The sequence below is a fragment of the Acinetobacter sp. ANC 4654 genome (assembly GCF_002135425.1).
GTDB lineage: Bacteria > Pseudomonadota > Gammaproteobacteria > Pseudomonadales > Moraxellaceae > Acinetobacter > Acinetobacter kyonggiensis.
In genome coordinates, this window is record NZ_NEGL01000002.1 from 74,526 (window position 1) to 101,446 (window position 26,921).

At 40.8% G+C, this 26,921-nt stretch carries 26 protein-coding genes; 11 read left to right on the forward strand and 15 right to left on the reverse strand.

Annotated features, from left to right (window positions below; genetic code table 11):
- Window positions 1-82: 82 nt before the first annotated feature.
- The 8 genes from B9T24_RS04285 to dxs form a co-directional block, all read right to left on the reverse strand.
- On the reverse strand, window positions 83-373 hold the full coding sequence (locus tag B9T24_RS04285) for an STAS domain-containing protein (protein WP_086164656.1): 291 nt from the start codon (window positions 371-373) through the stop codon (window positions 83-85).
- Window positions 374-388: 15 nt separating this feature from the next.
- Window positions 389-1,021, reverse strand: a complete 633-nt coding sequence (locus B9T24_RS04290) for an MlaC/ttg2D family ABC transporter substrate-binding protein (protein ID WP_086164657.1) — start codon at window positions 1,019-1,021, stop codon at window positions 389-391.
- 18 nt (window positions 1,022-1,039) lie between these two features.
- Window positions 1,040-1,708, reverse strand: a complete 669-nt coding sequence (locus tag B9T24_RS04295; RefSeq protein ID WP_086164658.1) for an outer membrane lipid asymmetry maintenance protein MlaD — start codon at window positions 1,706-1,708, stop codon at window positions 1,040-1,042.
- Complete coding sequence (mlaE, locus tag B9T24_RS04300; protein ID WP_086164659.1) at window positions 1,708-2,484, reverse strand: lipid asymmetry maintenance ABC transporter permease subunit MlaE; 777 nt, start codon at window positions 2,482-2,484, stop codon at window positions 1,708-1,710. The genes B9T24_RS04295 and mlaE overlap by 1 nt, the downstream gene beginning before the upstream one ends.
- Complete coding sequence (locus B9T24_RS04305; protein ID WP_086164660.1) at window positions 2,481-3,299, reverse strand: ABC transporter ATP-binding protein; 819 nt, start codon at window positions 3,297-3,299, stop codon at window positions 2,481-2,483. Before B9T24_RS04305 ends, mlaE begins: the two co-directional genes overlap by 4 nt.
- Window positions 3,300-3,703: 404 nt before the next feature.
- Window positions 3,704-5,665 (reverse strand): DEAD/DEAH box helicase, encoded by a 1,962-nt coding sequence (locus tag B9T24_RS04310; RefSeq protein WP_086164661.1) that lies wholly within the window; start codon window positions 5,663-5,665, stop codon window positions 3,704-3,706.
- Between the two features lie 546 nt (window positions 5,666-6,211).
- The gene (locus tag B9T24_RS04315; protein ID WP_004650520.1) at window positions 6,212-7,042 is read right to left on the reverse strand and encodes an inositol monophosphatase family protein; all 831 of its coding nucleotides are present in this window, start codon (window positions 7,040-7,042) and stop codon (window positions 6,212-6,214) included.
- A 111-nt stretch (window positions 7,043-7,153) separates the two neighbouring features.
- Entirely contained in the window at window positions 7,154-9,064 is a 1,911-nt protein-coding gene (gene dxs, locus B9T24_RS04320) for a 1-deoxy-D-xylulose-5-phosphate synthase (RefSeq protein ID WP_086164662.1), read from the reverse strand.
- A gap of 308 nt (window positions 9,065-9,372) precedes the next feature.
- Here dxs and ribA point away from each other — a divergent pair, with 308 nt between their 5' ends.
- The 4 genes from ribA (at window position 9,373) to aroE (ending at window position 12,485) form a co-directional block, all read left to right on the forward strand.
- Window positions 9,373-9,975 carry a GTP cyclohydrolase II gene (gene ribA / locus B9T24_RS04325; RefSeq protein WP_086164663.1) on the forward strand — a complete coding sequence of 201 codons (603 nt, stop codon included), beginning with the start codon at window positions 9,373-9,375 and terminating at the stop codon, window positions 9,973-9,975.
- Between the two features lie 131 nt (window positions 9,976-10,106).
- Window positions 10,107-11,045, forward strand: coding sequence for an oxygen-dependent coproporphyrinogen oxidase (gene hemF / locus B9T24_RS04330; RefSeq protein ID WP_086164664.1), 939 nt, complete (start codon window positions 10,107-10,109; stop codon window positions 11,043-11,045).
- Between the two features lie 296 nt (window positions 11,046-11,341).
- A complete protein-coding gene (locus tag B9T24_RS04335; RefSeq protein WP_086164665.1) occupies window positions 11,342-11,548 on the forward strand; it encodes a hypothetical protein in 207 nt (68 codons plus the stop codon).
- A gap of 148 nt (window positions 11,549-11,696) precedes the next feature.
- A complete protein-coding gene (gene aroE / locus B9T24_RS04340) occupies window positions 11,697-12,485 on the forward strand; it encodes a shikimate dehydrogenase (RefSeq protein WP_086164666.1) in 789 nt (262 codons plus the stop codon).
- Between the two features lie 56 nt (window positions 12,486-12,541).
- On the opposite strand, the gene B9T24_RS04345 is transcribed toward aroE, so the two are convergent.
- The gene (locus B9T24_RS04345; protein WP_143223732.1) at window positions 12,542-14,965 is read right to left on the reverse strand and encodes a hypothetical protein; all 2,424 of its coding nucleotides are present in this window, start codon (window positions 14,963-14,965) and stop codon (window positions 12,542-12,544) included.
- Between the two features lie 241 nt (window positions 14,966-15,206).
- Between B9T24_RS04345 and B9T24_RS04350 the strand changes: the two genes are divergently transcribed.
- Entirely contained in the window at window positions 15,207-17,030 is a 1,824-nt protein-coding gene (locus B9T24_RS04350) for an acyl-CoA dehydrogenase C-terminal domain-containing protein (RefSeq protein ID WP_086164668.1), read from the forward strand.
- Between the two features lie 47 nt (window positions 17,031-17,077).
- On the opposite strand, the gene B9T24_RS04355 is transcribed toward B9T24_RS04350, so the two are convergent.
- Both B9T24_RS04355 and hemW read right to left on the reverse strand, forming a co-directional pair.
- Window positions 17,078-17,941: an acyltransferase family protein gene (locus B9T24_RS04355; RefSeq protein WP_228145691.1), complete on the reverse strand. Its 864-nt coding sequence runs from the start codon at window positions 17,939-17,941 to the stop codon at window positions 17,078-17,080.
- 109 nt (window positions 17,942-18,050) lie between these two features.
- Window positions 18,051-19,205 carry a radical SAM family heme chaperone HemW gene (gene hemW / locus B9T24_RS04360; RefSeq protein WP_086164669.1) on the reverse strand — a complete coding sequence of 385 codons (1,155 nt, stop codon included), beginning with the start codon at window positions 19,203-19,205 and terminating at the stop codon, window positions 18,051-18,053.
- A 124-nt stretch (window positions 19,206-19,329) separates the two neighbouring features.
- On the opposite strand from hemW, the gene B9T24_RS04365 reads away from it, so the two are divergent.
- The 4 genes from B9T24_RS04365 (at window position 19,330) to B9T24_RS04380 (ending at window position 23,230) form a co-directional block, all read left to right on the forward strand.
- Window positions 19,330-19,791 (forward strand): DMT family transporter, encoded by a 462-nt coding sequence (locus B9T24_RS04365; protein ID WP_086164670.1) that lies wholly within the window; start codon window positions 19,330-19,332, stop codon window positions 19,789-19,791.
- A 96-nt stretch (window positions 19,792-19,887) separates the two neighbouring features.
- Window positions 19,888-21,201, forward strand: a complete 1,314-nt coding sequence (locus B9T24_RS04370; protein WP_171264853.1) for an MATE family efflux transporter — start codon at window positions 19,888-19,890, stop codon at window positions 21,199-21,201.
- A 356-nt stretch (window positions 21,202-21,557) separates the two neighbouring features.
- Window positions 21,558-22,856 carry an ABC1 kinase family protein gene (locus B9T24_RS04375; protein ID WP_086164672.1) on the forward strand — a complete coding sequence of 433 codons (1,299 nt, stop codon included), beginning with the start codon at window positions 21,558-21,560 and terminating at the stop codon, window positions 22,854-22,856.
- Between the two features lie 119 nt (window positions 22,857-22,975).
- Window positions 22,976-23,230 carry a type B 50S ribosomal protein L31 gene (locus tag B9T24_RS04380; RefSeq protein WP_086164673.1) on the forward strand — a complete coding sequence of 85 codons (255 nt, stop codon included), beginning with the start codon at window positions 22,976-22,978 and terminating at the stop codon, window positions 23,228-23,230.
- A 129-nt stretch (window positions 23,231-23,359) separates the two neighbouring features.
- On the opposite strand, the gene crcB is transcribed toward B9T24_RS04380, so the two are convergent.
- Window positions 23,360-23,740 carry a fluoride efflux transporter CrcB gene (crcB, locus tag B9T24_RS04385; protein ID WP_086164674.1) on the reverse strand — a complete coding sequence of 127 codons (381 nt, stop codon included), beginning with the start codon at window positions 23,738-23,740 and terminating at the stop codon, window positions 23,360-23,362.
- A gap of 162 nt (window positions 23,741-23,902) precedes the next feature.
- Between crcB and B9T24_RS04390 the strand changes: the two genes are divergently transcribed.
- A complete protein-coding gene (locus tag B9T24_RS04390; protein WP_086164917.1) occupies window positions 23,903-24,235 on the forward strand; it encodes a HopJ type III effector protein in 333 nt (110 codons plus the stop codon).
- Between the two features lie 190 nt (window positions 24,236-24,425).
- Here B9T24_RS04390 and B9T24_RS04395 read toward each other — a convergent pair whose 3' ends face one another.
- A complete protein-coding gene (locus B9T24_RS04395; RefSeq protein WP_074945088.1) occupies window positions 24,426-24,989 on the reverse strand; it encodes a hypothetical protein in 564 nt (187 codons plus the stop codon).
- A gap of 176 nt (window positions 24,990-25,165) precedes the next feature.
- On the opposite strand from B9T24_RS04395, the gene B9T24_RS04400 reads away from it, so the two are divergent.
- Window positions 25,166-25,795: a class I SAM-dependent methyltransferase gene (locus B9T24_RS04400; protein WP_086164675.1), complete on the forward strand. Its 630-nt coding sequence runs from the start codon at window positions 25,166-25,168 to the stop codon at window positions 25,793-25,795.
- A 2-nt stretch (window positions 25,796-25,797) separates the two neighbouring features.
- On the opposite strand, the gene B9T24_RS04405 is transcribed toward B9T24_RS04400, so the two are convergent.
- Together B9T24_RS04405 and B9T24_RS04410 are read right to left on the reverse strand one after the other, a co-directional pair.
- Window positions 25,798-26,391 carry a hypothetical protein gene (locus tag B9T24_RS04405; protein ID WP_086164676.1) on the reverse strand — a complete coding sequence of 198 codons (594 nt, stop codon included), beginning with the start codon at window positions 26,389-26,391 and terminating at the stop codon, window positions 25,798-25,800.
- Window positions 26,392-26,409: 18 nt separating this feature from the next.
- Window positions 26,410-26,877 carry a Holliday junction resolvase-like protein gene (locus tag B9T24_RS04410; RefSeq protein ID WP_086164677.1) on the reverse strand — a complete coding sequence of 156 codons (468 nt, stop codon included), beginning with the start codon at window positions 26,875-26,877 and terminating at the stop codon, window positions 26,410-26,412.
- Between the last annotated feature and the right edge of the window lie 44 nt (window positions 26,878-26,921).

Below are 26,921 nucleotides of genomic sequence, written 5' to 3' on the forward strand. Positions count from 1 at the left end.
AGCAAAGTACAAAAAATATTCAGACTTTAAATATATGGTATGGCAACAAAAAAGCACCTTACGGTGCTTTTTTATGTCGTGTTCAAGCAATTAACAGCAAGTCATTTTGCAAATGACAGGCCTGAATAATTTTCATCATTCTTTCAGGAACAGCCTTAAACTGTATGCCTTGAGCTTGCGGCGTTTGACGCAACCAACGCACCAATACTGCTAAAGCCAGCGTACTGCCCTGCTCTAACTTTGCCAAGTTCACCACCAACGGAAACTGATTCTGTGCTTGAATCAATTTCAAACCCTGTTGGTAATAGCTTTCAGCATTTGCATAATCTATTTTTCCAGAAACATGTAATTCCTGATGAATGATTTCAATCACCGAACACGTACTCCATTATTTTTTATTTACCGCTACTTCTGCATCTGGTTCGAAATTAGCAATCGCTTTATCCAAGTTACCACCATTACGTTTTACTGTTGCCGCAAACTGATTACGGAACTGTAAACCTAAATCAATGCCTGAGACATTAATATTACGGATTTTCCATTGGCTGCCTTTATCGACCAATTGGAACGATACAGGAATTTTTTCGCCCTTATTATTGAAGTCTAGTGTCACTACAGGATTTTTACTGTCCGTAGCTTTATATGGACGAATGTTATAGGTTTGATTCGAGAACTTCGCAAATGCAGTACCATAATTTTCAATTAAAGTTTCGCGAAAGTTACGTTCAAATTGCGCACGTTGCGCTGCTGTACTGTATTGATTGGTTGCATACGTCCCCATCACAATACGAGTAAATGCCTGTGAATCAATATATGGGTCAAGATTTTGACGTACGATTGCTTTCACAGCCGCTGGATTATTTTGTAATTTCGCATTATCAGCTTTTAAACGAGCAATCAAACCGTCAGCAACTTTTTTAACAAAAACTGGGGGTGCTTCCGCGGGTACTGCAAAAGCAGTACTTGCAATCATTGTAGACAAAATACTCGCTGTAAGCGTTTGTTTCATTAAAGTATTCACTAAAACCTTCTCTCCAAATTATTCAACGAATGATGCTTCTGCACCTGTTGATTCACCCGATGTCTTTTCATCTGGCGCTTTTTCTGATGACTTACCAGCACCACCAGTAATAAACTTACTAATCAAATCTTCAAGATCCATCGTACCTTGTGTATTGGCAATACGCTCACCACGTTTGACATAGTTCAAACCACCACCCGGCACAACTTTCAAATATTTTTCGCCCAACAAACCATTGGTTGCAACCATAATATAAGCATCTTCATCAATACTGGTGATGGAGTGCATGTTATCGGTGAGTTGTTTTTCCATTTCTTTTTGTTGTGCAGGCGTCGCTTCTATATATTCAGCACTATAGCGCAGCTCTTCTAGAGCATTTGCCGTCACTGTTTTCAGTTGCTCTTTATTAAATGAAGTTAATTTACCATCTAAATCAAAATACACTGTCGCTAAGCGTGATACTGGATCTAGGGTAATATCGGTCACACGACCAATACTTACACCGCTCATGGTCACTTTAGCACGTGGTTTTAAACCATTTACATTGTCAAATTGTGCAGTCATCTCATAGGCATCACGTAAATTTGTGCCCGATAATCCGCTTACTTTCATGGCTAAGAAAAATAATGCCACACCAAAGATAATGACAAAAATACCTACGGTCAGCTCACTTGTACGTGATTTCATTAAACCCCTCCAAACATGACCGCAGTCAACACGAAATCAAAACCTAATACACACAATGATGAATACACCACCGTACGTGTTGTTGATGTTGCAATACCTTCTGATGTTGGCTCACAAGCATAGCCTTGATACACCGCAATCCAAGTACAAATGAGAGCAAAAACAATACTTTTGATGATGCCATTTACAACATCATGCCCAAACTGAACTGAATTTTGCATACCACTCCAGTAAGAACCTTCATCAACACCTAAAAAATCCACACCGACCATTTTACCGCCCAAAATACCAATTGCAGCAAAAATGACCGTCAGCATTGGCAAACTCACAACACCTGCCCACAAACGTGGTGAAACAATCCGTTTGAGGGGATCAACACCAATCATTTCCATGCTCGACAGCTGTTCCGTCGCCTTCATTAAACCAATTTCAGCGGTCAAAGCAGAACCCGCACGCCCTGCAAACAACAAAGCCGCGACCACAGGTGCAAGTTCGCGCAACAAAGTCAGTGAGACCATCGTTCCCAGCATGGCTTCAGAACCAACATTGACCAAAATAGAATAGCCTTGCAAGCCAAGTACCAAGCCAATAAATAAACCAGAAACCCCAATGATCAATAAAGACATGACCCCAATACGGTGCATTTGGTAAATAAAGAGTCTGACACCTAGCCGAGTCGGCATGGAAAATAGAATCTGGAGTAACATTACAGTTGCTACACCAATCCCCTGTACACGTTCAATAACGCGTCTACCTAATAAGGCAATGGCATTCATGAACGCACCTCATCACTTAAATAAGCTTGATGGCTAAATTGATAATCGACTGGACCATCTATTGATCCCGTCAGAAATTGACGTACAAAAGGCGACTGATGTTCTCGGAGTTCAGTTGGTGTTCCTTCTCCTTGAATCTTGCCTTCTGCCACAACATAAATATAGTCCGCAATAGATAACGTCTCTGCAACATCATGCGAAACAACAATGGTGGTTAAATCCAAAGCTTCACGTAATGAGCGAATCAAACGACTGAGTACACCCATTACAATCGGATCCTGCCCTGCGAATGGCTCATCATACATAATCAGTTCTGGATCAAGTGCAATTGCACGAGCCAACGCGACACGACGATTCATACCACCAGACAACTCTGAAGGCATCAATTGTTCTGCACCGCGCAACCCGACAGACTCTAATTTGAGTGCCACAATTTCGCCAATCAAATGCTCTGGCAATTGGGTGTGAGCTCGAAGTGGAAATGCCACATTTTCATAAGTGGTCATATCGGTAAACAATGCACCACTTTGGAAAAGCATCCCCATTCGCGCACGTGCAGCAAACAATTCAGACCGCGACATACTGGCAATATCGGTTCCATCCAACAACACTTGTCCTTGATCTGGAATGAGCTGCCCACCAATCAAACGCAGCAATGTTGTTTTGCCCGTCCCTGAAGGTCCCATAATGGCAGTGATTTGACCACGACGAATCGTTAAGCTGACATTGTCATAAATGATACGTTCCCCTCGTTTAAAGCTCAGATTTTTAACCTCAATCAAAGATTGAGATTGGGGGAGGATTTGATTATTCATAGCTGAGCGTTTTCCTACATTTTTTCAGCATGCATACTATAAAGGATTCAAGTTCAAAATGTTGTATTTGATCAAAAAGCAACAAATTTAGCGTAATTTTCTAATTAATTTAATTGTAGTTCGATTATGAATAAAAAACAGATCTAAAAATAGAACAGTGCGTTACAGAAAAGAATTATAGATATAGTACACAATATTGCATAACAATAAGAACAAACCAATATAAGGCATAATCACCTCTTGATTGAAATTCCAAATATAATGAGCAGATTTATTGTTCATATTTAACGAATTTAAAACAAAACATGATTGAGTATACAATTTTATTAAATAAGAACAAAGATTAATCTCATAAAAAAACCGGTGTTTCCACCGGTTTTTTCTATCTAAATCGAACGACTAAATTAGTCGTTAAATTTACGACGTGGACGATCTTCACCGCCAAAAGCTGGACGCTCACCACGTGGTTTGTCATCAAAGCTACGACGTGGACGATCTTCGCCACCAAAAGTACGCTTAGGACGATCATCACTGAAGCTACGTTGTGGACGATCACCGAAACCGCCTTCACGACGTGGCGCTGGACGATCACCAAAATCACGACGTGGAGCTGGACGATCACCACTTGGTTTATAGTCTACACGATTGCCACGGTTATCATCTGCAGAACGCGGTTTATCACCAAAGCTACGTTGTGGACGATCACCGAAACCACCTTCACGACGTGGCGCTGGACGATCACCGAAATCACGTTTAGGACGGTCATCAAACGAACGTTGTGGACGATCACCGAAACCACCTTCACGACGTGGCGCTGGACGATCACCGAAATCACGTTTAGGACGGTCATCAAACGAACGTTGTGGACGATCACCGAAACCACCTTCACGACGTGGCGCTGGACGATCACCGAAATCACGCTTAGGACGATCTTCACCACCAGCATAAGCTGGACGCTCACCACGAGGCTTGTCATCATAGCTACGACGTGGACGATCTTCACCACCAGCATAAGCTGGACGATCACCGCGAGGTTTATCATCATAGCTACGACGTGCGCCGCCGCCATCACGACCACCGCCAAAACCGCCACGACCGCCATCACGACCACCGCCAAAACCGCCACGACCGCCATCACGACCACGACCACGACCACCGCCATCACGACCGCCGCCATCACGACTACCGCGTGCAGGAGGTGGAGATGGCTCAAGACCTTCAATTTCAGATACGCTTAAACGTGCATCTAGGAAGTCTTCAAGCGCGCGAATTTTGCCGCGTTCACGGTAAGTTGCAAGTGTAATTGCATTACCTGTACGACCAGCACGACCTGTACGGCCAATACGGTGTACATAGTCTTCGTTCTTCATTGGAAGACCGAAGTTAATTACGTGTGAAATTGTTGGTACGTCAAGACCACGAGCAGCAACGTCAGTTGCAACTAAGATCTTAGCACGACCTTCACGAATGCTACGTAAACGACGGTTACGAACAGTTTGTGGCATAGCACCGTGAAGTGCTACAACTGATAGACCTGCTTCAGCAAGTTCTTCAGCCAACATATCGGTATCTTCTTGAGTGCTTGCAAACACAACAGCTTGATCTACAGACTCATCAGATAACCAATGTGTAAGTAGTTTTTTCTTGTGTTCAAAACCATCAGTCCAATGCAATGTTTGCGTGATGTCTGTATTGGTAGAGTGACCAGTTTCGATCGCAATACGCATTGGGTTGTTCATCATGCGTTCAGCAAGCGTGATAATACGCGGTGCAAACGTTGCAGAGAACATCAATGTTTGTTTACGGTTCGCCGCTAAATCACCAATTGCTTCTAAGTCTTCAGAGAAACCTAGATCAAGCATACGGTCAGCTTCATCGACAATTAACGCATCAACGTTATCAAGTTTAATTTGACGACGGTTAACAAGATCAAGTAAACGACCTGGTGTCGCAACTACAACTTGTGCACCTTTTAACTGTTGGATTTGTTTACCAAAAGGCATACCACCCATAATCGCAGCAACACGCACACCTTTCATATGACGTACCAATGCAATTGCATCTTGACATACTTGTTGTGCAAGTTCGCGAGTTGGTGAAATCACCAAAATATTCGGTTGTGTAATCGCTTTCATGCGATCTTTAAATGGCACTAGCGTATCTTGATTCGCTAAACCGTTTAAAGTAGGTAATAAGAATGCAGCAGTTTTACCAGAACCTGTTTGGCTTGATACAAGAAGGTCTTTACCTTCGAGTGCAGCTGGAATCGCTTGTTCTTGTACAGGAGTTGGTGTAGTAAAGCCTAAACCTTCGATCGCTAGTGTTAAAGACTCATCGAGGGAAAAATCAGCAAAAGTTTTGCTCATAGAGAGTGTTCACCCTGAAGTGGGTGCTCCATTTAATAAATTACAAATATGGACATCGGCAAAAAGCGGCACAGCAAATAGAGCTGAAAAATAAGGATTCAGCAGCGATCCGAATAACGACGATGTGGATATAACGCACGTATATGATTACGGCCGCAAACCTGAAGGAATCGCTTAAGCGATTGGGGCGCGAAGGATATGTCCTCTCTATGGACAGCACGCGCATACAATGATTAGAAGATAATGTTCAGGTAAAGAACGGAAATTTAAGTGCGTGACGGCATGATAACAGAAACATTTTAAAAAGTAATCATTTTTTTCGATTAAATTATGAATATATACTGTTTTTTTCAGTAACAGTCTATTTTACAACTTGTTTTTTGTTTGATTTTTAAACAAATACTTTATATAAATAGCTGATCAGTGAATCCAGTGGCTGAATAGACCTTTTAAAAACATCTGTTCAAAGCCTATAAACTTTTGTCTGAAATATAAAAAAGCCCTCACATGGAGAGCTTTTGACTATATCACTGATTCAAATCAATGTTACTTTGCTGCGTCACCCCAAGCTGGAACAACAGCTTGCATTAAAGGTTTGAGCATTTTCATCGAGCAAGCAATCACTTGACCATTTTCCATAGAGTCAGAACCACCACGGGCATCGACTACAGTACCACCCGCTTCTTTGACGATTAACTCGCCCGCAGCGATATCCCAAGGTTTCAAACCAAGTTCGAAGTAACCATCCAGACGACCCGCAGCAACATAAGCTAAGTCTAATGCAGCAGAACCCGAACGACGGAACTGTGCACCAGCTTCAGTCACATTTAATAATGAATCAAAATGGTTTTTCGCATAAGAAACCACTTCACCGTTACGTTTATTACGGTAAGCATGACCTACAGCCAAGAACGTATTGTCCAAGCTGTCTTTCACATTTACACGAATACGACGTTGATTCATCATGGCACCGCGACCACGACTTGCAGAGAAAAGCTCATCTTTCACAGGGTCATAAATAACACCATGCTGAGTGATGCCTTTATGCTTAACGGCAATGGAAATACAGAAATGTGGGAAACCGTGAATAAAGTTTAAAGTGCCATCAAGAGGATCAATCACCCAACACCAATCAGCGTCGTGACCTTTACCTTCTTGTAGACCAAACTCTTCGCCTAGGAAGCTGTGGTTTTTATAACTTTTACGTAGCGTATCGATCGCCAACTGTTCTAAATAACGGTCTACACGCGTTACTGGGCCATCAATCCCTTTTTCTTCGACTTGTAGATCGAGTTTATGACGATTTTGATGCGCTTTTAAAAGCTCTTGACCAACTAATTGAGCCGCACGCGCAGCCATAACCACCATAGGTTCCATTGAACACCCACTACAAATTGAAAATACTGATAAAGAATAATGCATAAAAGCCCGCACATTTTAGCAAATATGCAGGCTTTTAGGGGAAAAATGTTTCTAAAATTTAATAAATCAGGATGAAACGGTTTGCATCAGTTTCAACCACACCAATTCAATCGATTTTTCAATGCCTTTGCTATCGAGTCCTGCTTGTTGCAACATTTGTGCATGTGAGGCTTGGTGCATAAAAGTATCAGGCAAACCTAAATTTAAACTCGGTTTCACAATTTGTGCTTGAACCAAGTATTCATTGACTGCACTGCCCGCACCCGCCATAACAGCATGCTCTTCAACCGTCACAAATAAATTGGTGCTTGGTGCAAGTGCTGCGATCATCTGTTCATCAAGTGGTTTAACAAAGCGCATATTCACGACACGCACCCCGACATCATGGGTTTGTGCCAACGCTTGTGCTGCTTCTATTGCAACCGTTACACGACTGCCAAAAGCCAGAATACTGATTTGTTCATCATATTGTTCATTAAAGCTGGCCACAATTTCTGCTTTACCAATCTCTAAAGTGGTGAATTGTTGTTGAATTTCCACACCGACACCATTGCCACGCGGATAGCGTACAGCAGCAGGGCCTGAATATAAGTAAGCCGTATGCAACATTTGACGACATTCATTTTCGTCTTTCGGCGCCATGATCACCATATTCGGTACGGTACGCATAAATGCATAATCATAAGCACCGGCATGCGTTGGCCCATCTTCACCAACCAAACCAGCGCGATCGATCGCAAAAGTCACATCTAAATTTTGTAAAGCAACATCATGAACCAGCTGATCATAACCACGTTGTAAAAAGGTCGAATAAATTGCCACAACAGGTTTTAAACCTTCACAGGCCATCCCTGCCGCTAAAGTTACTGCATGTTGTTCCGCAATCGCGACATCAAAGAAACGGCTTGGATACTGTTTGGCAAACTGCACCATGCCTGAACCTTCACACATGGCTGGGGTAATTGCCAGTAAGCGGTCATCTTGTGCTGCTTCATCACACAGCCATTGCCCAAAGACATCCGAATATTTCGGTGTGCTATTTGCTGAAGCGACTGCATTTATTTTACTAATGGCATGATATTTAATTTGATCGGATTCAGCAGGAATAAAGCCTTTACCCTTTTTGGTATAGACATGAATTAAGCGTGGCCCTTGACGTTTTTTCAGTGCATTAAAGACTTGAACCAACTGATTCACATCATGACCATCGAAAGGCCCAAAGTAGTCAAAACCAATGGCTTTAAATAGGTTGTCTGCGGCATCTGTGGCTGAACTGTGCAAACGTGAGTTATAAGTCCACGCAGGATGCGGCTGAACAAAAGCCTCGCCTGTTTCTGAAATATTGACTGATTGACCACTTTCCCAAATTGCGGCGAGGTGTTTAGCAAAGCCACCCGTGCTACATGAAATGGACATATCATTGTCATTAAGGACCACCATCAAGTCAGCATTATGCGCCACTGCGTCATTCATGGCTTCAAAAGCCATTCCAGCAGTCATGGCACCATCGCCAATAATGGCAACCACTTCACATGGATCTTTTTGGTAACGACGTGCCAACGCCATGCCTAAACCCGCAGAAATAGCGGTTGAAGAGTGTCCAACGCCAAAGGTATCAAATACCGATTCTTCACGTGTAGGAAAGGCAGCTAAACCATCTTTAGTACGAATGGTGGTGAGTTGTTCACGACGACCCGTTAACGCTTTATGCGGATAAGCTTGATGTCCCACATCCCAAATTAAACGATCATGCGGGGTATTAAAACAATAATGTAAAGCAACCGTCAGTTCGATCACCCCAAGGTTGGCACCAAAATGGCCTCCACTTTGTCCTGCTGCATACAAAATGTATTGACGTAACTCATCTGCCACTTTTTCTAATTGGCTACGCTCGAGCAAACGTAATTGTTGTGGGTGATCAATCGCATCCAACAACGGTGTTATAGGGCGGTGAGTTGGTATTTCTGTATACAACATAAATGGCAAAGCCTTCTAAAGCCTGGCAAATCCTAAGCTAGGTAAATGGGTTACTCGATCATATTGTCGAATTGTATCACCTTTAAATCAGCCACATTTCTAGCGATGCAGTTTTGAGGAGTTCTCTCAACTGGGTGTTTACTCATAAACTCAGATTATCCTGAATAATCTTACTATTTATCAACCATTATCGTTCGCTTTATACAAAAAAGAAAATCTTATGCATAATTTCAACATAGCAATTCTACCAATGTCCAAGCATTACGCTATACTTTAATCAATTAATAAGCTATCTGACGGGTTAAGCAGTGCCTATAGAATTTGTTGCAACTTCAAGATTACCAACCGCTTTTGGTGAATTCAAAATCACTGTATTTCAAGATCCAGAAACTGGTGAAGAACATGTAGCACTTTCTAAAGGTCTCGACACGGCACCCACAGGTCCTGTATTGGTTCGTATTCACTCTGAATGTTTAACTGGTGATGCCTTTGCCTCACTCAAATGTGATTGTGGGCCTCAGTTACAAGCCACACAAAAATTAATCAATGAAGTGGGTCAAGGGGTGATTTTATACTTACGCCAAGAAGGGCGTGGTATTGGGCTAACCAATAAAATTCGCGCTTATGCGTTGCAAGATCAAGGTCATGATACGGTTGATGCCAACTTAATGTTGAATTTACCCGCGGATGCTCGACGTTACGACATGTGTAATATCATGCTGGAACATTTAAAAATTAAACAAGTCAAATTAATCACCAATAATCCTACAAAAATTAAAGCCTTAAAAGAGCTGGGTATTGACGTAATAGATCGTGTCCCCCTCACCGTCGGTTTGAATCCATTTAATGCGGACTATTTAAAAACCAAACATGAGCGTATGTCACACATGTATGATAAAGATGACTTCTAATTCACTTTAAAAAATATTACAAATCATATCATTCAGGGATTTTTTACAAGATGTTAAAAAATCCCTTACTTTTTTTATGACTTTATGCTTTGATGTATTCAGTCCTTAAAATCATGCTATAGAGGTCATCTATGCAGAACCCAACGTCAGCTGATATTCAACGCGTTCGCGAATTTCTCCTCGATTTACAAGCCCGTATTTGTGCAGGTCTAGAACAACGAGAATTACAGAGTGGTGGCACTGCTCAATTTGAAATTGATGATTGGGAACGTCCAGAAGGCGGCGGCGGTCGTTCACGTGTTTTACAAAATGGTACGGTGATTGAAAAAGGTGGCGTGATGTTTTCACACATCAATATTTCAAAACTTCCAGCTTCTGCAACTGAACGTCATCCACAAATTGCTGGAGCAAAAGCACAAGCTTTAGGGGTTTCTTTAGTCATTCACCCGAAAAACCCGAATGTTCCGACCTCACATGCCAATGTACGTTTATTTGTCGCCGAACCTGAAGGGCAAGATCCAATTTGGTGGTTTGGTGGTGGTTTTGACTTAACCCCATTTTATCCAGATGATGCAGATATAGTGGCTTGGCATCAAAAAGCCCATGACCTGTGCGCCCCTTTTGGTGACAACGTGTATGCCGAACATAAAAAATGGTGTGATGACTACTTCTATTTAAAACATCGTGATGAACAACGCGGTGTTGGTGGATTATTCTTTGATGATTTAAATCAATGGGATTTTGAAACCTGCTTTCAATATATTCAAGCCGTGGGGAATGGTTACTTAGACGCGATTTTGCCGATTTTCCAACGTCATCAAAATCAACCTTATAGCCAAGCACAACGTGAGTTTCAGCTCTACCGTCGTGGTCGTTATGTGGAATATAATTTGGTTTATGACCGTGGGACTCTGTTTGGTTTACAAACTGGTGGACGGATTGAATCGATTTTGGTCAGTATGCCACCACTTGCTGCTTGGTCATATCGTCCAGAATGGGATGAGGATTCAACTGAAAAACGCTTAACCGATTACTACTTAAAACCACATGATTGGTTAACTCAACTTTAATAATTAAATATCTAAAAAAACTAACCCCTTTATTCCATAGTGAATAGAGGGGGTTTTTAACTTTGATCTGGCTCTAATTTAATCTTGATTAAACCATAAAATGTTTTGAATTAAAGTCATTCGCTTATAAATATAGCGGACTATTCCACCAATAATAATGTTGCCGACATATTTCCTTACAGCACGAGATGCAATGGTGTTTCTAAAATCGTTTAGACTGGGTCATTCAATTTAAGTACTTTACGCCTATTTTAAAGCCAGCATAAATGACAAAAAACCATGCTTAAGGAGAAAAAATGTTCACTAAAACACTCAATCGCAAAGTATTTTTATTTTGGTCAATTTTCATCATGATCCTTTGCTCCATGAGCATTACCTTCTCATCAGACAATACCTTTTCCGATAGCTTATCCATTAGCTTTAGCGTATTTGCTGGTTTTGGCTTATTTTTTACTGCGGCAATGTTGCTTGAAGAAGTGGTACACGACATCTGTAATCCTTAGCTTTAACTTTAATCGCTTGCATTTTTCTACACGTTATTGAAGTGCGTTTTTCCAATTCCTAATTGTTTTTATTTTCTCTCCTTCTGGCTTTAGCCTTATTTAAAAATCACGTATATTGAATGCCATTTCCGTACATGGATCTTGTGAAATGAGCAAACAATTCGCGGTGATTGGTCACCCCATCGAACAATCACGCTCACCAGAACTTCATCATGCTTTTGCACAAAAAACAGGTATTGACCTTCATTACAGCAAACGTCTTGCTCCACTGGATGGTTTTGAAGCAAACATTAAAGATTTTTTTGCCCAAGGTGGCGTCGGCATGAATGTCACAGTGCCTTTTAAAGAGCAAGCATTTGCGCAATGCCATGTTCTGACTGAACGTGCCAAAATTGCCAAAGCGGTGAATACGCTGTGGATGCAAGATGGAAAACTGCATGGTGACAATACTGATGGTCAAGGGCTGGTCGATGCCATTCAAGCCTTAAGTTGGAATTTAGACAATACGGCTATTTTAATCATTGGTGCTGGTGGTGCAACGCGTGGCGTGGTCTACCCACTGGTGCAAGCGGGTGTGAAAAAAATTGTCATTGCCAACCGTACCTTAACCCGTGCAGAACAATTGGTGGCAGATTTAAAAGATGCGGTTCCGCAAGCCACCCTTGCTGCCGTTTCATTAGAGCATTTAAGCGGTGAGTTTGATCTGGTGATTAATGCGACCTCAGCAAGCTTAAGTGGCGATGCTTTAGTCTTACCTGAAACATTGCAGTTTAAATATGCTTATGAAATGGCCTATGGCAAACCCTCTAGCTTTTTAGATCAAGCCAAAGCACGTGGTATTCCCACATCTGAGGGTTATGGCATGTTGGTGGGTCAAGCGATTGAATCTTTTTCCATCTGGAATGGGGTCAAACCAGCGCTAAAAGATTTTCTTTAAATCTATTCTTAAAATATGTCCAAAAAAAGAACCTCATCTGAGGTTCTTTTTAACACTTATTTTTTAGGGTTTAAATTTTCCTTTAACACCGCATAGGTTTTTTGATACAGCTCTAAATCAATATACCCATCTTGTTCTAAAGTCAGTTTTTCTATCGACTTTAAAGACAGATGGTTTTGCGTTGAATCCACATAGGCTTGTGCCAAAATATCCGCAACAGCTTTCAATTGTTGCGGCTGATCTACGTCGTAGTCTTGTTTAAAGTTCTGTATATAGTGCTGGGCAAAAATAGCTTTTGGTTGTTTATATTGTTTAACCAGTTGCTGCCATGCCTGACGCTCAGCATCCTTTTTAACAACGGTGTTCACGATTTGATACACCGCTTCGCCTAACTCGTGATTAAACTGCTGATCGAGTTCTAAGTCATGTTTTTTCTGCAACGCTTGAATCTGTTTCAGCGCCTGACCTGTAGGATTATAAATCGCTTCGTCTGCAAACCAATAGGCATAGACCTGTGCAATTTCATGCAGGCTTTGTGCATTGTAGTTTTTAAGCAAATCACGATTTTGGGCTGCCATTTGCATTCCCCACAGCGCCTGATAAGTTTGCGCATAGGAATGGGTTTGCTGATAGGTTTTTTCTGCCAATTGCTTCAGTTGTTCATTCAAACTCAGCATATTTTTCACGGTTGTCGCTGCATCCGTTTCGGTTTCTCCCCCCCCTGTTGCAGTAGAAAAACCACGAACCATATTTTCAATTACCGACCCTTTAGAGACTTCTGCTAAAGACTTGGCTTGACGTAATTGAGCACGGTCAATTGTACTGGCCTGACCATAATTCTGAATATTAAAATCGGCCTGAATATTCACCGTACCATATTTTTGACTGGTGATTTGTATATCATAATCCACCAGTATGGCGCGCCCTTGGGCATCCAGTCCAACATCCACGAGCAGTGGTATCTGCTGTGCATTGGCTTTTAGCGCTTGCTGAATTTCAGGTTGATGCTTCACCCATAAGCCTGAAAATGTTTTGGCATCCATCAACTGATCTGACACATATTGTTCAAAAATAGGACTCAAGCTGCTTAGCGCATCGATCAGTTTTGTCTGAGCAACATCCTGCTTTTTGCTGGCAAAGGCATTTAAATCATACTCATGCTGACAGAAGGTTAAAGCACCCATCGTGGCACGCTGGGGTTGGCTGATCAATTCTTGACACTGTTGCTGATTTAAATATTCATCCGAGTCTGGAGCTGCGGTTTGCACGGCATCCGCAGCGACCCTATCTTCGCGTTGCTCTGTCACAACAGTCTCAGCTGCGGCAGCTGTTTCAGCACAGGATTCATCCTGTTTTAAACAACCAGACTCCGTTGCTGGCTCTGCTGTATCACCTTGCCCTAAAGCACTAAAATGCGTATCGATTAATTGGCTTAACTGTAAACTTGATTCAGCCGCTTCATCTTTAGCAGGACTGAGTACATCGTTTGCATCCCCTGCTACAGCGACAGCTTTATGCTGAGTCTGGGTCGAATCCTGTGCTGCTACAGTTGTCGCTGCTTGCTCCGCAACTGCATCTGTTGCCTTGATTCCAACCACTGAGTTAAGAAAATAAGGGCGGTTGACTTGTTCATATAAAGCCATTTGCAGCTGGAGTTGTTCTAAGGTGGTGCTTAAACGAATTTTCTCTACTACAGCCAAATTCTTATCTTTGGCATTCAACGGCAAAGCTTGAATCCCTTTCGGTTCAGCCAATGCATAAGACAAAGCATTCACTTGCTTTAAATAATCTGCCAGTTTTTTAAAATCAACGCGATTGATTTCATTTTTATACTTCGAAAAATCAATGTAGGCAAAGCTTGCCTGACTGTCTTTATTGACTAAATAAGGCATGAGTGAAAAATAATTGATATAAAACTTATACTCATTAAAATCAACCACCATCGGGACTTTGGCATGCACCAGTAGCGTTGGTTTTTCATATTTTGCCTCTAAATTTAAAGAGGCAAGTTTTTGACGATAATGCACTGAACCATTGTAACTAAACTGAATATTACTTAATAAGTTCAAAGCAAACTGATCAAAGTTACTGGCATATCCCTCTTTCGCAGCAGCCCGATCGGCATTCGGAAGCTGTTCTTTTGCCAATGCCGTATATAAATGCTGCTTTTCCTGATGACCTAAACGAAGCTTTTGAACTTTAAGATATTGTTCAATTTGACGCTGCAATATAGGATCTAATGGGGGAGCAACTTCTTGTTGAGTCACTTTCGAGGTTTTTGTCGTATTTGGGGCTAAATTTGCATGAAAATTCAATTTTCCTTGATAATCATAGCCCGATGTTTCAAACATGGCGTTTAAACCTGTAACAGCTTTTTGCTCTAAGCTCTGTCCAGTATTGGCATTGGATTTAATGACATGTTGTGAACAAGCACTTAGGCTTAAGGCCATTAAGCATAAAGTTAAATATCTTATTTGCATGATTTCTTTTTAAATACCTTATGTTATTTATACTTAAACACTGATCAATTTAACTTTTTGATCAAAATTAAAGTTTATACTTTAACAAAAAAATATTTCCTAAGCCGTTTAATTTTCATTGTTATTCGCCTTTCTGACATTTTTCCAAGGCTACACTATCAATGTATTTTGATGAGCAATGTGAATAATCAAACTATCGATTCGGATAATCCAAAACTATTTCTAAATTAGGATTAACACTATGCCTGCTTATAAAGCTCCTTTACACGACATTCGCTTTTTAATGAATGAAGTTTTTGACTTCTCTGCCCACTATAAAACTTTATCCAATGGCGAAGCTGCCGATGCTGACACTGTAGACATGATTCTTGAAGGTGCAGCAGATTTTTGTGAAAACATACTGTCACCTTTAAACCAATCGGGTGATGAAGAAGGCTGTCATTTCGAAAATGGCGAAGTCAAAACACCGAAAGGCTTTAAAGAAGCGTATGACCAATTCGTACAAGGCGGTTGGCAAGGTCTGTCTTTTCCAGAAGAATTTGGCGGTCAAAATTTGCCTCAATCTTTAAATCTGATCAAATCAGAAATGATGGGCACAGCAAACTGGTCATTCCAAATGTATCCAGGTTTAAGCGTTGGCTGCATGAATACCATTCTTCAGTTTGGTACTGACGAACAAAAAAATACCTACATGCCTAACCTTGTGGCAGGTACGTGGTCAGGCACCATGTGCTTGACTGAACCACAATGTGGTACAGACCTAGGTCAAGTAAAAGCCAAAGCAGAGCCAAATGCAGATGGTACTTATCATATTACTGGGACAAAAATTTTCATCTCTGCGGGTGAACACGATTTAACAGAAAATATCATCCACATTGTCCTTGCACGTCTTCCAGATGCGCCCGCAGGTACAAAAGGGATTTCTTTATTTATTGTGCCTAAATTCTTGGTCAATACCGATGCTACTGTAGGTAAGCGTAACCCTGTAACCTGTGGTTCAATTGAACACAAAATGGGGATCCGTGCTTCTGCAACAGCGGTTTTAAACTTTGACAATGCTGTGGGTTACTTAATTGGCGAGCCAAATAAAGGCTTACATGCCATGTTCACATTTATGAACACGGCGCGTATTGGGACTGCAATTCAAGGCATCGCGCATGCTGAACTGTCGTTCCAAGGTGCTTTACCGTATGCCAAAGATCGTATGTCTATGCGTGCTCTGTCTGGCAAGAAAGATCCTGAAAAAGTTGCCGATGCCATTATTCATCATGCTGATGTTCGCCGCATGTTGTTGACGCAAAAAGCGATTGCTGAAGGCGGTCGTTCAATGATTTATTATGCAGCGCAACTGGCTGACAAAATGGCAGATGCCCTAGAACGCGGTGATACTGCGGCATTTGAAGCAGCAGATGATCATTTAGGTTTCTACACTCCGATCCTAAAAGGTTTCTTAACTGAGCTAGGTTTAGAAGCAGCAAACCACGGTATGCAAATTTACGGTGGTCACGGTTATATCAAAGAATGGGGTATGGAGCAGATTGCACGTGATGCACGTATTGCTACACTTTATGAAGGTACAACGGGCGTGCAAGCACTCGACTTGATTGGTCGTAAAGTGTTACTAACTTCTAAAGGTAAAGTTATTCGTGACTACACCACTGAAATTTTGAAATTCTGTGCGCAAAATGCCACCAACAAATACATGCGTCGTTTTGCATGGGACTTAACCAAAGTATGTGCACAGTGGAATGCCTTAACGGTACGCATTATGCTTGCAGCACGTAAAGACCGTGACGTTGTATCTTCAGCTTCTGTCGATTTCTTGATGTTCTCTGGCTATGTGATGATGGCATATTTCTGGGCACAACAAGCTGCTGTTGCTTCAGAAAAACTGGCTTCTGGTGACGGCAAAGAATCTGCTGAATTCTATAAAGCGAAAATTAAAGTCGCTGACTTCTATTTCGAACGCTTATTGCCACGTACCCAAGGTCATGCTGAAGCTATGGTCAATCCTTCAAAAACCATGACGTCACTTGCACCTGAACACTTTAGTTTCGACTACTAAGTTTTAAGGTTTTTAGAGCATAAAAAAGAGCGCTACGGCGCTCTTTTTTATAACAAGTATTTTAGTTTTTTATTCATTTGCAGCAATATTAATCCGGCAAAAATTGAACATGCCAATACGACCAAACTAAATAAGGTTTGTTGATTTAAAAAATAGCCTTTTAAATGGTAAATAAAAAAAGGATGAATTAAAAAAATGGCCGTCGATAAACTTGCCAACTCTTTATTTGTCCCCAGTATTTTTTTATTTAAAAAATATAGAAAGATAATCGGTGCGGCAATAAATAAGGAAAACATCTGATCCAGACTTTCCTTCCGACTAATGAAAAAATAATTCGCGAGTGATTCCACGACCACTAAAAGAACCACAACAATGACATGCCAAAGCTTGATCGCTATTTTATTTTTAACTGTATCCTGACATTTGTTCAGCAGAAAACCTAAGGTCAGAAAAGGAAAACTCACCAATAAAAAATTACGATGCACGGTATATGTATTTAATTCAACATCCATTTGACCCTGAAATAAATGTAAGTTACCGACTTGCTGAAGCATAACGCCAAACAAAAATAAAACAGTGCTCCCTATAAAGAGCTTTTTCGGATTTATATTTCTACAGAAAAATAAAACAGAGCCACCCAACAACACGCCCTGAATATACCAAAGCACATAATAACCATTGTACAAAACAGAAAAATTATAGGAGGAGCTTTGGGTCCACCATATGGGTAAATAAAAGACCATCCAAACGGCATACAAAATAAAAATACGTTTCAGCCATGTTTTATATCTTTGAATATTATTGATATAAAAAAAATAATAACCTGTAATGACTAGAAAAGCAGGGACTGCTAACCTAAACATTCCCTGCACGAAAACATGGCTTGACAGTGTCGATAGATCATAAAAAATACGGGTATGTAAAAAACCACAGCAATGGCTAAAATGACTTTCAAAATATCAATCGATAAATTTCTTTCCATTTTCTACTCATACACATACATAAAGTTAAATTTTAAAATCAAAGAAACTCTTCCAACACTGAATTTAAAAATACATGTCCTTGCTCGGTACATGAAATTCGAGTTTGATCTTCAACCATCAACTTTCGTGCACGTAAAGAACTTAAAAGTGCATCCAAGCTAGCTAAACTCAAACCTGTCCGTTCTGCATACAGTTTCGCGTCAACGCCTTGGTTTAAACGTAGTGCATTCATCATAAATTCAAACGGCATATCATCCGCTTCAATGCGTTTAAACTGCACATGTTCTGCGGGGACTTTGGCTAAATAGTCTTTCGGTAAACGGGTTTTTTGAAAACGATACACACCATCAGGCTGCGTTACTTTGCCGTGCGCCCCTGCCCCAATTGCTAAATAATCGCCAAACTGCCAGTAATTTAAATTATGTGCAGAAGGCTTTTCCTTACGCCATGCCGACACTTCATAATTAACAAAACCCTGCGCTGTTAAATACGCTTCACCCTGTGCTTGAATCTCTTCCAACACATCATCAAGCGGCAAAATAGGTTGAGTTCTAAAAAATACCGTATTCGGTTCAATGGTCAATTGATACCACGACACATGGGTTGCCCCATTTTCTACCGCCAGTTTTAAATCATACAAAGCTTGCTCTAAGGTTTGTTCAGGTAAACCATGCATCAAGTCGACATTGACGCGTGCAAAACCTGCTTCCTTGGCCAAATGAATGGCATTCACGGCATCATCATTGCTATGAATTCGACCTAACTTCTTCAAATGTTCGGTATTAAAACTTTGCACACCAATAGAAAGGCGATTAATCCCTGCATCCAAATAACCAGCAAAAGGATCGTGCTCTACCGTACCCGGATTGGCTTCTAAAGTGATTTCACAACCGTCTTCAAAAGGAATGAGACTTTTAAGCTGAGTAAATAACCATTGATAGCCTTTAGCAGAAATTAAAGACGGCGTTCCACCACCAATAAAGACGCTATGAATATGGCGACCTTGAGCAAAATCGACCTGTATTTTCAAGTCTTCAACCAACGCTTGTAGATATTCTTGTTCTAAATCCAAAGACAATTTTCCATCGGGCACGGCATGTGAGTTAAAGTCACAATACGGACATTTACGCACGCACCATGGCATGTGAATATATAAAGACAGTGGAACACTTGCAGGATTTAAATCAGCCAAGGAATAAGCTCAAAACAACAAAATAAGGAGATATATATTTTAACATGACTGTATCAAGACACTTCTGAATTCTTCTTCTATCTACGATAAACTACTTAAAACCAAGAATAATTAGATCATGAATATGATGAAAATATCGACTCAGTTATTATTATTGTTGCCCCTCACCATGGGGATTGGTATAGCGATGACTTTTCAAACGGCAATTAATAGTCAATTACGAGAATATCTACATTCGCCTCTACAAGCCGCGCTTTTATCCTTTTTGGTTGGTACAATAGTGCTTGCCGTGTTGGTGTTTTTTCAAAATGTAGATAAACCAACTTTTACAATTTTGCTTCAACTGCCTTGGTTTCTATGGCTTGGCGGTTTTCTCGGTGTCTATGCCATTAGCATCAGTATTTATACTGCGCCCAAACTTGGTTTTTTGACCTTTGCAGGATTAATTATTTTTGGTCAAATCATCACCTCGATGTTGTTGGATCATTTTGGTTTACTGGGTACGGAACAAACACCGATTAACTGGCAACGTCTTTTAGGTAGCGTGGTGATTTTTATTGGTGTGCTTCTCACTTTACAACGCTAACGCCTTCTAAGCACATAATTAAAATGAGTAATTTTTTTGTTAAATGCTACATCTGTTACGACCACCCGCTTTGAGTTAAAACAACTCTTCCATCTTATGATTCCCATCTTGATCACGCAATTTGCCCAAGCAGGTTTTGGCCTGATTGATACCATTATGGCGGGGCATTTATCTGCACAAGACCTTGCTGCCATTGCCGTTGGTGTGGGTTTATGGATTCCAATCATGCTGCTGTTTAGTGGCATCATGATTGCAACCACACCCTTAGTTGCCGCAGCCAATGGCGCACGTACGCCTGAAAAAATTGCCACCATTGCCCGTCAGTCTTTATGGGTCGCTTTTATTTTAGGAGTGATTGCTGGACTGATTTTACAGTTCATGCCTTTACTACTGCCCATTTTAGGTGTCCCTGAAAATTTATTGCCTAAAGCCAGTTTGTTTTTACATGCCATTGGTTTTGGTATGCCTGCTGTAACCATGTATGCAGCATTAAGAGGCTATTCGGAAGCCTTGGGTTATCCACGCCCCGTCACCGCCATTAGCTTAATTGCGCTGGTGCTGTTAGTTCCTTTAAACTTTATTTTTATGTATGGCATTGGTCCTATTCCACATTTAGGCAGTGCAGGCTCTGGTTTTGCCACCGCTATTTTACAATGGCTGATGTTAATCACCCTCGCCACATATATTCTAAAAGCACGGCGTTATCAAAAAACCCAACCGTTTGCGCTGTGGGAAAAATTAGATCCTTATTGGGTCAAACGCATTTTGACTCTCGGTTTACCGATTGGCTTGGCCATTTTCTTTGAGGTCAGTATTTTTAGTACGGCTGCAATTGTGTTAAGTCCGTTGGGTGAAACCATTATCGCGGCCCATCAAATTGCCATTTCAGTCACTTCACAACTATTTATGATTCCAATGTCACTGGCGATTGCGCTCACCATTCGGGTGGGAACCTATTATGGTGAACATAATTGGCTGGCCATGCGCAAGGTACAGTATTTGGGTCTGGCGACAGGAACCGTGTTTGCGGTCATCACCATGCTATTTATGTGGTTGTTCCGCGCTGAAATTGTGGCCATTTACACGTCAGATTATGATGTGGCTAAAGTCGCCATGTATCTAATTTTATTTGCAATTGCATATCAGTTAATGGATGCATGGCAAGTCAGTGCCGCAGGTTGTTTACGCGGGATGCAGGACACCAAAGGTCCCATGTGGATTACTATGCTCGCCTATTGGGTTATTGCCTTCCCTGTCGGGATTTATCTGGCGCGCTTTACCGAAATGGGTGCAGCAGGGGTTTGGGTGGGACTCATTGTCGGTTTAAGTATTGCTTGTGTGTTGTTACTGACACGTTTGTATATGAATAATCAGCGCTTAAGTCAGAAATCCCCAACTCAAGCTATATAAAACCTTCTAATCCATTCAGAAACTTATGCTGTAGTTAAAAGGATAAGTTTCTGTTTGTTTGATCATGACGGAGTCCGATCATTTAAGGTTTGCCTCGAACAGCAGCGAATGACTTTACCGTGTATCAAATTTTAAAATATTGATTCACTTAGATTCGAGCATTTTTTATATCTGCATTGAGATAAATCGTTTTCATCTGCATCTCCAAACTGCATATTTTCCCATAGAAAAATCCATCCCAATAAAGTTCAAAATATTCAGACACCAACAAACGCTTAACAATTTAAAGTAGGTATTTTTAACTTTGTCGCCTATGATCATTCAAACACCCCAATGATGACCCTGAGGAATATCGCATGGCAAAAACGGCTAGCACACCCGGTCGTCGCTTTATGAAACTTGCCAGTATGACGGCGAGCATCGCAACTAAAACAGTTTCAAATTCGATCAAAAATTTTAATGCTGACGAAGAACAAAAAAATGCTTCACGCAGTAAACTTTTTCAAGACATTGGTCTACAAATTGCTGACACCCTTGGGGAAATGAAAGGCGCAGTGATGAAAGTTGGGCAAATTGCCTCACAATATAAAGATGTCTTCCCACCTGAAGTTGCGCGTGCCATTGCCAAATTACAGCGCCAAGCCCCTGCTATGCCTTTTGCTGAAATTAAAGCACAAGTTGAAAAAGAACTTGGCAAGCCACTGCATCAAATTTTTAAAAGCTTTGATGAACAACCTTTTGCCGCAGCATCCATTGGTCAAGTACATAAAGCTCTGCTACCCAATGGTCAGCAGGTGGTGGTTAAAGTGCAATATCCGGGTGTCGATGAAGCCTGCGAAAGTGATCTTAAACAAATACGATTGGCACTGCGTCTGATGGGCGTGCTAAAAGTTGATCGTAAACTACAAGATCAGCTGTTTAAAGAAATTCAAGAAAGCTTAGACAATGAATTAAATTATGAAATTGAAGCCCAAAATTTAGAAGTTGCACGTACTTTCCACCAAAGCTTAGACAGCAAAATTATTATTCCGCAAGTGTATAAAGACTATTCCTCACGCCATGTTTTAACCTTGAGCTTAGAACAGGGTGAAAGTATTGAAACGGCCAGTACATGGTCACAAGCCAGCCGAAATGAACTCGGTCGTCGTTTATTCCGCGCCATTGGACAAGAAATTTTCTATCTCAAACGCTTTCATTGCGATCCACACCCCGGCAACTTTGCCTTTCGTGAAGATGGCACTGTGATTATTTATGACTACGGTGGTGTTAAAACATTATCCAGTGCAACGGTGCAGCACTTTAAACAGTTAATACAAGCTGCTCGTGAAGGTAATATTGCCGAAATAGAACAACAATTGGATGCATTACATGCCATTTCAGCACAAGGAAAGTTTCCAACTGAATTATATAAGCAATGGTTAGAAGTCCTTCTACGCCCACTCACCACGCTATATGATTTTGCAGAAAACTCAGCACATCATGATGGAATGGAATTGCTCAAACCCTCATTAAAATATTGGGATGTCTTTAAACCTTCGCCAGAAACACTGATGGTTAATCGCACGGTATCGGGTCATTATTGGAATATGATTCATTTAAAAATGCATGACAATCTTAACGACTTATTTGACGAGTTAGCTCCACCCCGCGCATAAAATACGGATAGAACCCAAATGAAGATTTAATTTGGGTTTTATTTGGCAAACTATTTTATTTGTAATAATAATTGTTATGTTATAACATATCCATATTAACAATAATTTTGGAGCCAACTATGCGTTCTCATATTCACCCAGAGTATCGTGAAGTCTTATTCCATGACACCAATGCGGATGTCTATTTCATTATTGGCAGTACCTTACAAGCACAACAGACAAAAAGTTACCAAGGTCAGGACTATCCCTATGTCACTTTAGATATCTCAAGTGCATCGCATCCCTTTTATACCGGTGAACAACGTCAAACCAATAATGAAGGCCGTGTAGCGAGTTTCAACAAGCGTTTTTCTCGTTTCAAACGCTCACAGTAAGTTAATATTCAATTAAGCTGAGCTTGTTATTTTTTAATTATTCAGAAGCCTAAGCCTCCTCCACTTAGGCTTCTTTTTTTATCTGCTGTATTAATAGCAAAAAACCTTGCGCTTTTATTGACTGCTGTTTTATTTACTGGCTAATAGCGATTGAAATAGATAAAAACCCAACGCCAAGACCATCACACCAACCATCACACTTGACATGACATAGAGCAAAGCAAGTAGCGGTTGACCATGTTTTAACAGCTGAAATGTTTCTAAACCAAAACTGGAAAATGTGGTAAAGCCACCTAAAATACCCACCATCAAAAACAGACGCGCTTCATTTTGCAAAATGGGAAATTTTTGACTATAAGCAAAAAAGATTCCTGCCAATAAACAACCCACAATATTGATCCACCATGTGCTCCATGGAAACAAATTTGTCGGTTTCAGCAAAAATACCCCTGCGCCATAACGCAAACTTGCACCAATAGCGCCGCCCAAAGCCACCCATAGCCAACTCATTTTTTCACCCAATATCGACTGTCTATAGCACAGCCCTGTCCAGATTAGGCCATTACTTTTGCACGAATCCACCCGTTTTACAAAGAAATAATGCTGAATAAAATGCCTAAAAATTGCTATAGTCTCGCCATTAAATTCACTCTTTCTCTGGATTAAAAAATGATGGCTCAAGATTTATTAACACAACTTCAAACAGGTGAAGCGAAATTTACCGATGTCATTGCTTATATTGAAGCGCGTTATAATCACACTCCAACTGCATTTAAAAATGGTCAACAGGCCAATGCTGCAACTGAAAATCAAGGCAGTGCAAAAGTATTTTCTTTTGCCCAACTCAATGATTTGGATCAAGTACAAACCTTAAGTTTATTTGCTGAACATTACGCCGCAGTTTTAGCCACACCAGAAACAACTGACCATCAAAATATTCGCCAGTTTATGTTAAACGGTTGGGATGGTATCCAATTTGAAGGCGAAGCTTTAGCTGCCAAATAAATTTCTAATCTAAAAAGCCCTACTTATTAAAGAGGGCTTTTACTCCTCCCTTTCTTAAAGGGAGGTTGGGAGGGATTAAAAAAATCATCCCTCTTTATTCACACACATCACAATAGACAGCCCCAATATTGCAGCGGCACATCAGGCTAAACTGTTTATCACATAACTCTTGATGCACTCTTCTCAACCATTAGCCTTTTACTTTTTCAATCCATTCAATTGAACTGACCCGAAAAAGTTCACATGCCCCATCCCCTGTGTCTGTGGGGGTTAAAGATGACGTCCAGACCAAATCTTTATCTTTAATTTCAACTAAATCGCCCTTTAAACGGACTAAATCACCACGTTTTACATTTTTGATTTGCTTGGCAATCGTTGGGTTTGCAGGAATGATATGCATATTCGACACCATCTGCATTGCTTGCTCTTTAGGCACAGGCAGACGATCAATTTTCCAATTTAGATAACGGTCATATTGATTGACAGAAATATGACGTGCAATTTCAGGTTCAGCAAATAAACCCCAACTGACAGCATAATCAATCGGCGAAAATTTTGCTTGTTCATCGTGGCTATAAATTTTTGACCCTAAAATACGAAAGTCCCCTTTAAAGGGTTGCAGCATTTTAATTGACTGTTCTTTTGATATTGGCATCAGACCTTTAGAAATATTATGATCGACAGATGATGCGCTGGCACTCACGTGTAGCATGCTGGTCGCAAGTAAAGCACTGAATAATAATTGCCGAGTCATCTCTATACCCTCAAAACGAATGTCTATCTTCTAGTTTTTATCTTAAGTGATGAAACTGAAATAACCATATCGACTTGGTAACAATAGAGATATATTCAGTCACTTTTTTGTCTTATTATTCGATCAGAATAGCCATTAAGCTCGACATAGACACATAAAGAACAATCAATTGAATCATGATTTATAAATTTTATCAGCAACACATTTTTCCGCATTTACTCAATCAAGTGATGCAAACGCCCAGCCTCATGGATCAGCGTCGGCAACTGCTGTTGCCTATTGCGGGTGACGTATTAGAAATTGGCTTTGGTACAGGGGTGAATCTGCCTTTTTATCAAAATGTCGAAACACTGTATGCGCTAGAACCAAATGCAGATCTTTACCAATTGGCTGCCAAACGCATCCATGAAAGTACAATTCATGTCCAGCACATTCAAGCCTATGCAGAAAAATTACCTTTTGCCGATGCCAGCCTTGATCATATTGTCAGTACATGGACTTTATGTAGCATTGAAAACTTAGCGCAAGCGTTAATTGAAATGTATCGCGTACTAAAACCGAATGGGACGTTGCATCTAGTCGAACATGTTCAGTATCAGGACAATGCAAAACTTCAGCATTTACAAAACTTACTCACACCCATTCAAAAACGTCTTGCTGATGGTTGTCATCTCAACCGTAATATTGAACAAGCATTACGCGATGCTCATTTCGACTTTACAGAGCAGCATTATTTTGCTGCGCAAGGTATTCCTAAACTTGCACAGCGCATGTTCTTTGCCCGTGCACAAAAACAGCCTGAGTAAAACTATTTTAAAATACTGAGCGAATGCACGCGTAAAATTGCGCAGTTTTGACGATGTGCTGGAATTTTTTGACCGACACTAAAAAAGTGCTGTGCAGGAAGTGAATTAACCTCAACCCAATTCCCAGTGAAGTAAACGCTTTGCCCAGTGCGAAGCTGACGTAATTGATCTGCCACACGCGCGCTATTGGCAATAACACTGACATTTAGACTGTCGGCGTAAATATCCTCTGCACTTAAACGGGCTGTTGATTTGAGTTTAAAGTGATAACAGCGTTGTTGTTGCTCAAATTCGACCTGTTTTAAGTTCAGCGTATGGCTTAATTGTCCAGTTCCCAATAACAAGTCAATATTACTGACATACGCCAGATCATTAAAACTTCCCACTACAGGTGATGCAGGATGCAAAGATCGTCTTGCTGGACTGTAATAGCGTTTTTTGAGCAGCACATATTCACCTGAAAAATCATCCAGATGTTTAAGCTGAAAATTTTTCAATACACCGACTTGTTGTAAATGCGGAATGGCACGAAAATAAGAAGACCATACCCAAATCATCAAGGCAAATAAAACGAAAGTGATGATGAGCTTATTCATTCAACCATCAATCTCGGTTTAATCATCAAAGTCGATGCGAATCGTTTCAAAACGTACTCGACCTTGGGCAATCGCTTGAGCAATTGCCTGTTGTCCTTTGGTCAATCGTGCCCCGCCACTTTTAATATCAATCAGTACCACTTCGATGTCCTCTGCCCGACCTTCACCATCACGAAAATCGCTATAACCATCAAACACTACGTAATCAATAGGATCACCTAAGAATTTGGCATCGCTGGGTAAGTATTGAAACTCAGGCATGATCGGTGCCAGTTGCTCCGCCATTTTTCCTTTTAATACCGCACGACTGGTATTTACACTGCGTTTTTTCGCACTGACTAAAGCCTGTTGATGCTCCAACTCCAATTCAGCAATGTACTGCTCATACTCTGCTTTAATCCGTCCGTTGCGAGTATTGCTTAAAATTAAGGTGGTTAAAACTACCCCTATGCATGCACCAATCAGCATTGCCATCCAAATGGACATTATTTTTTCCTAATCAAAAAAGTACTATCACATGAATTTTTAAG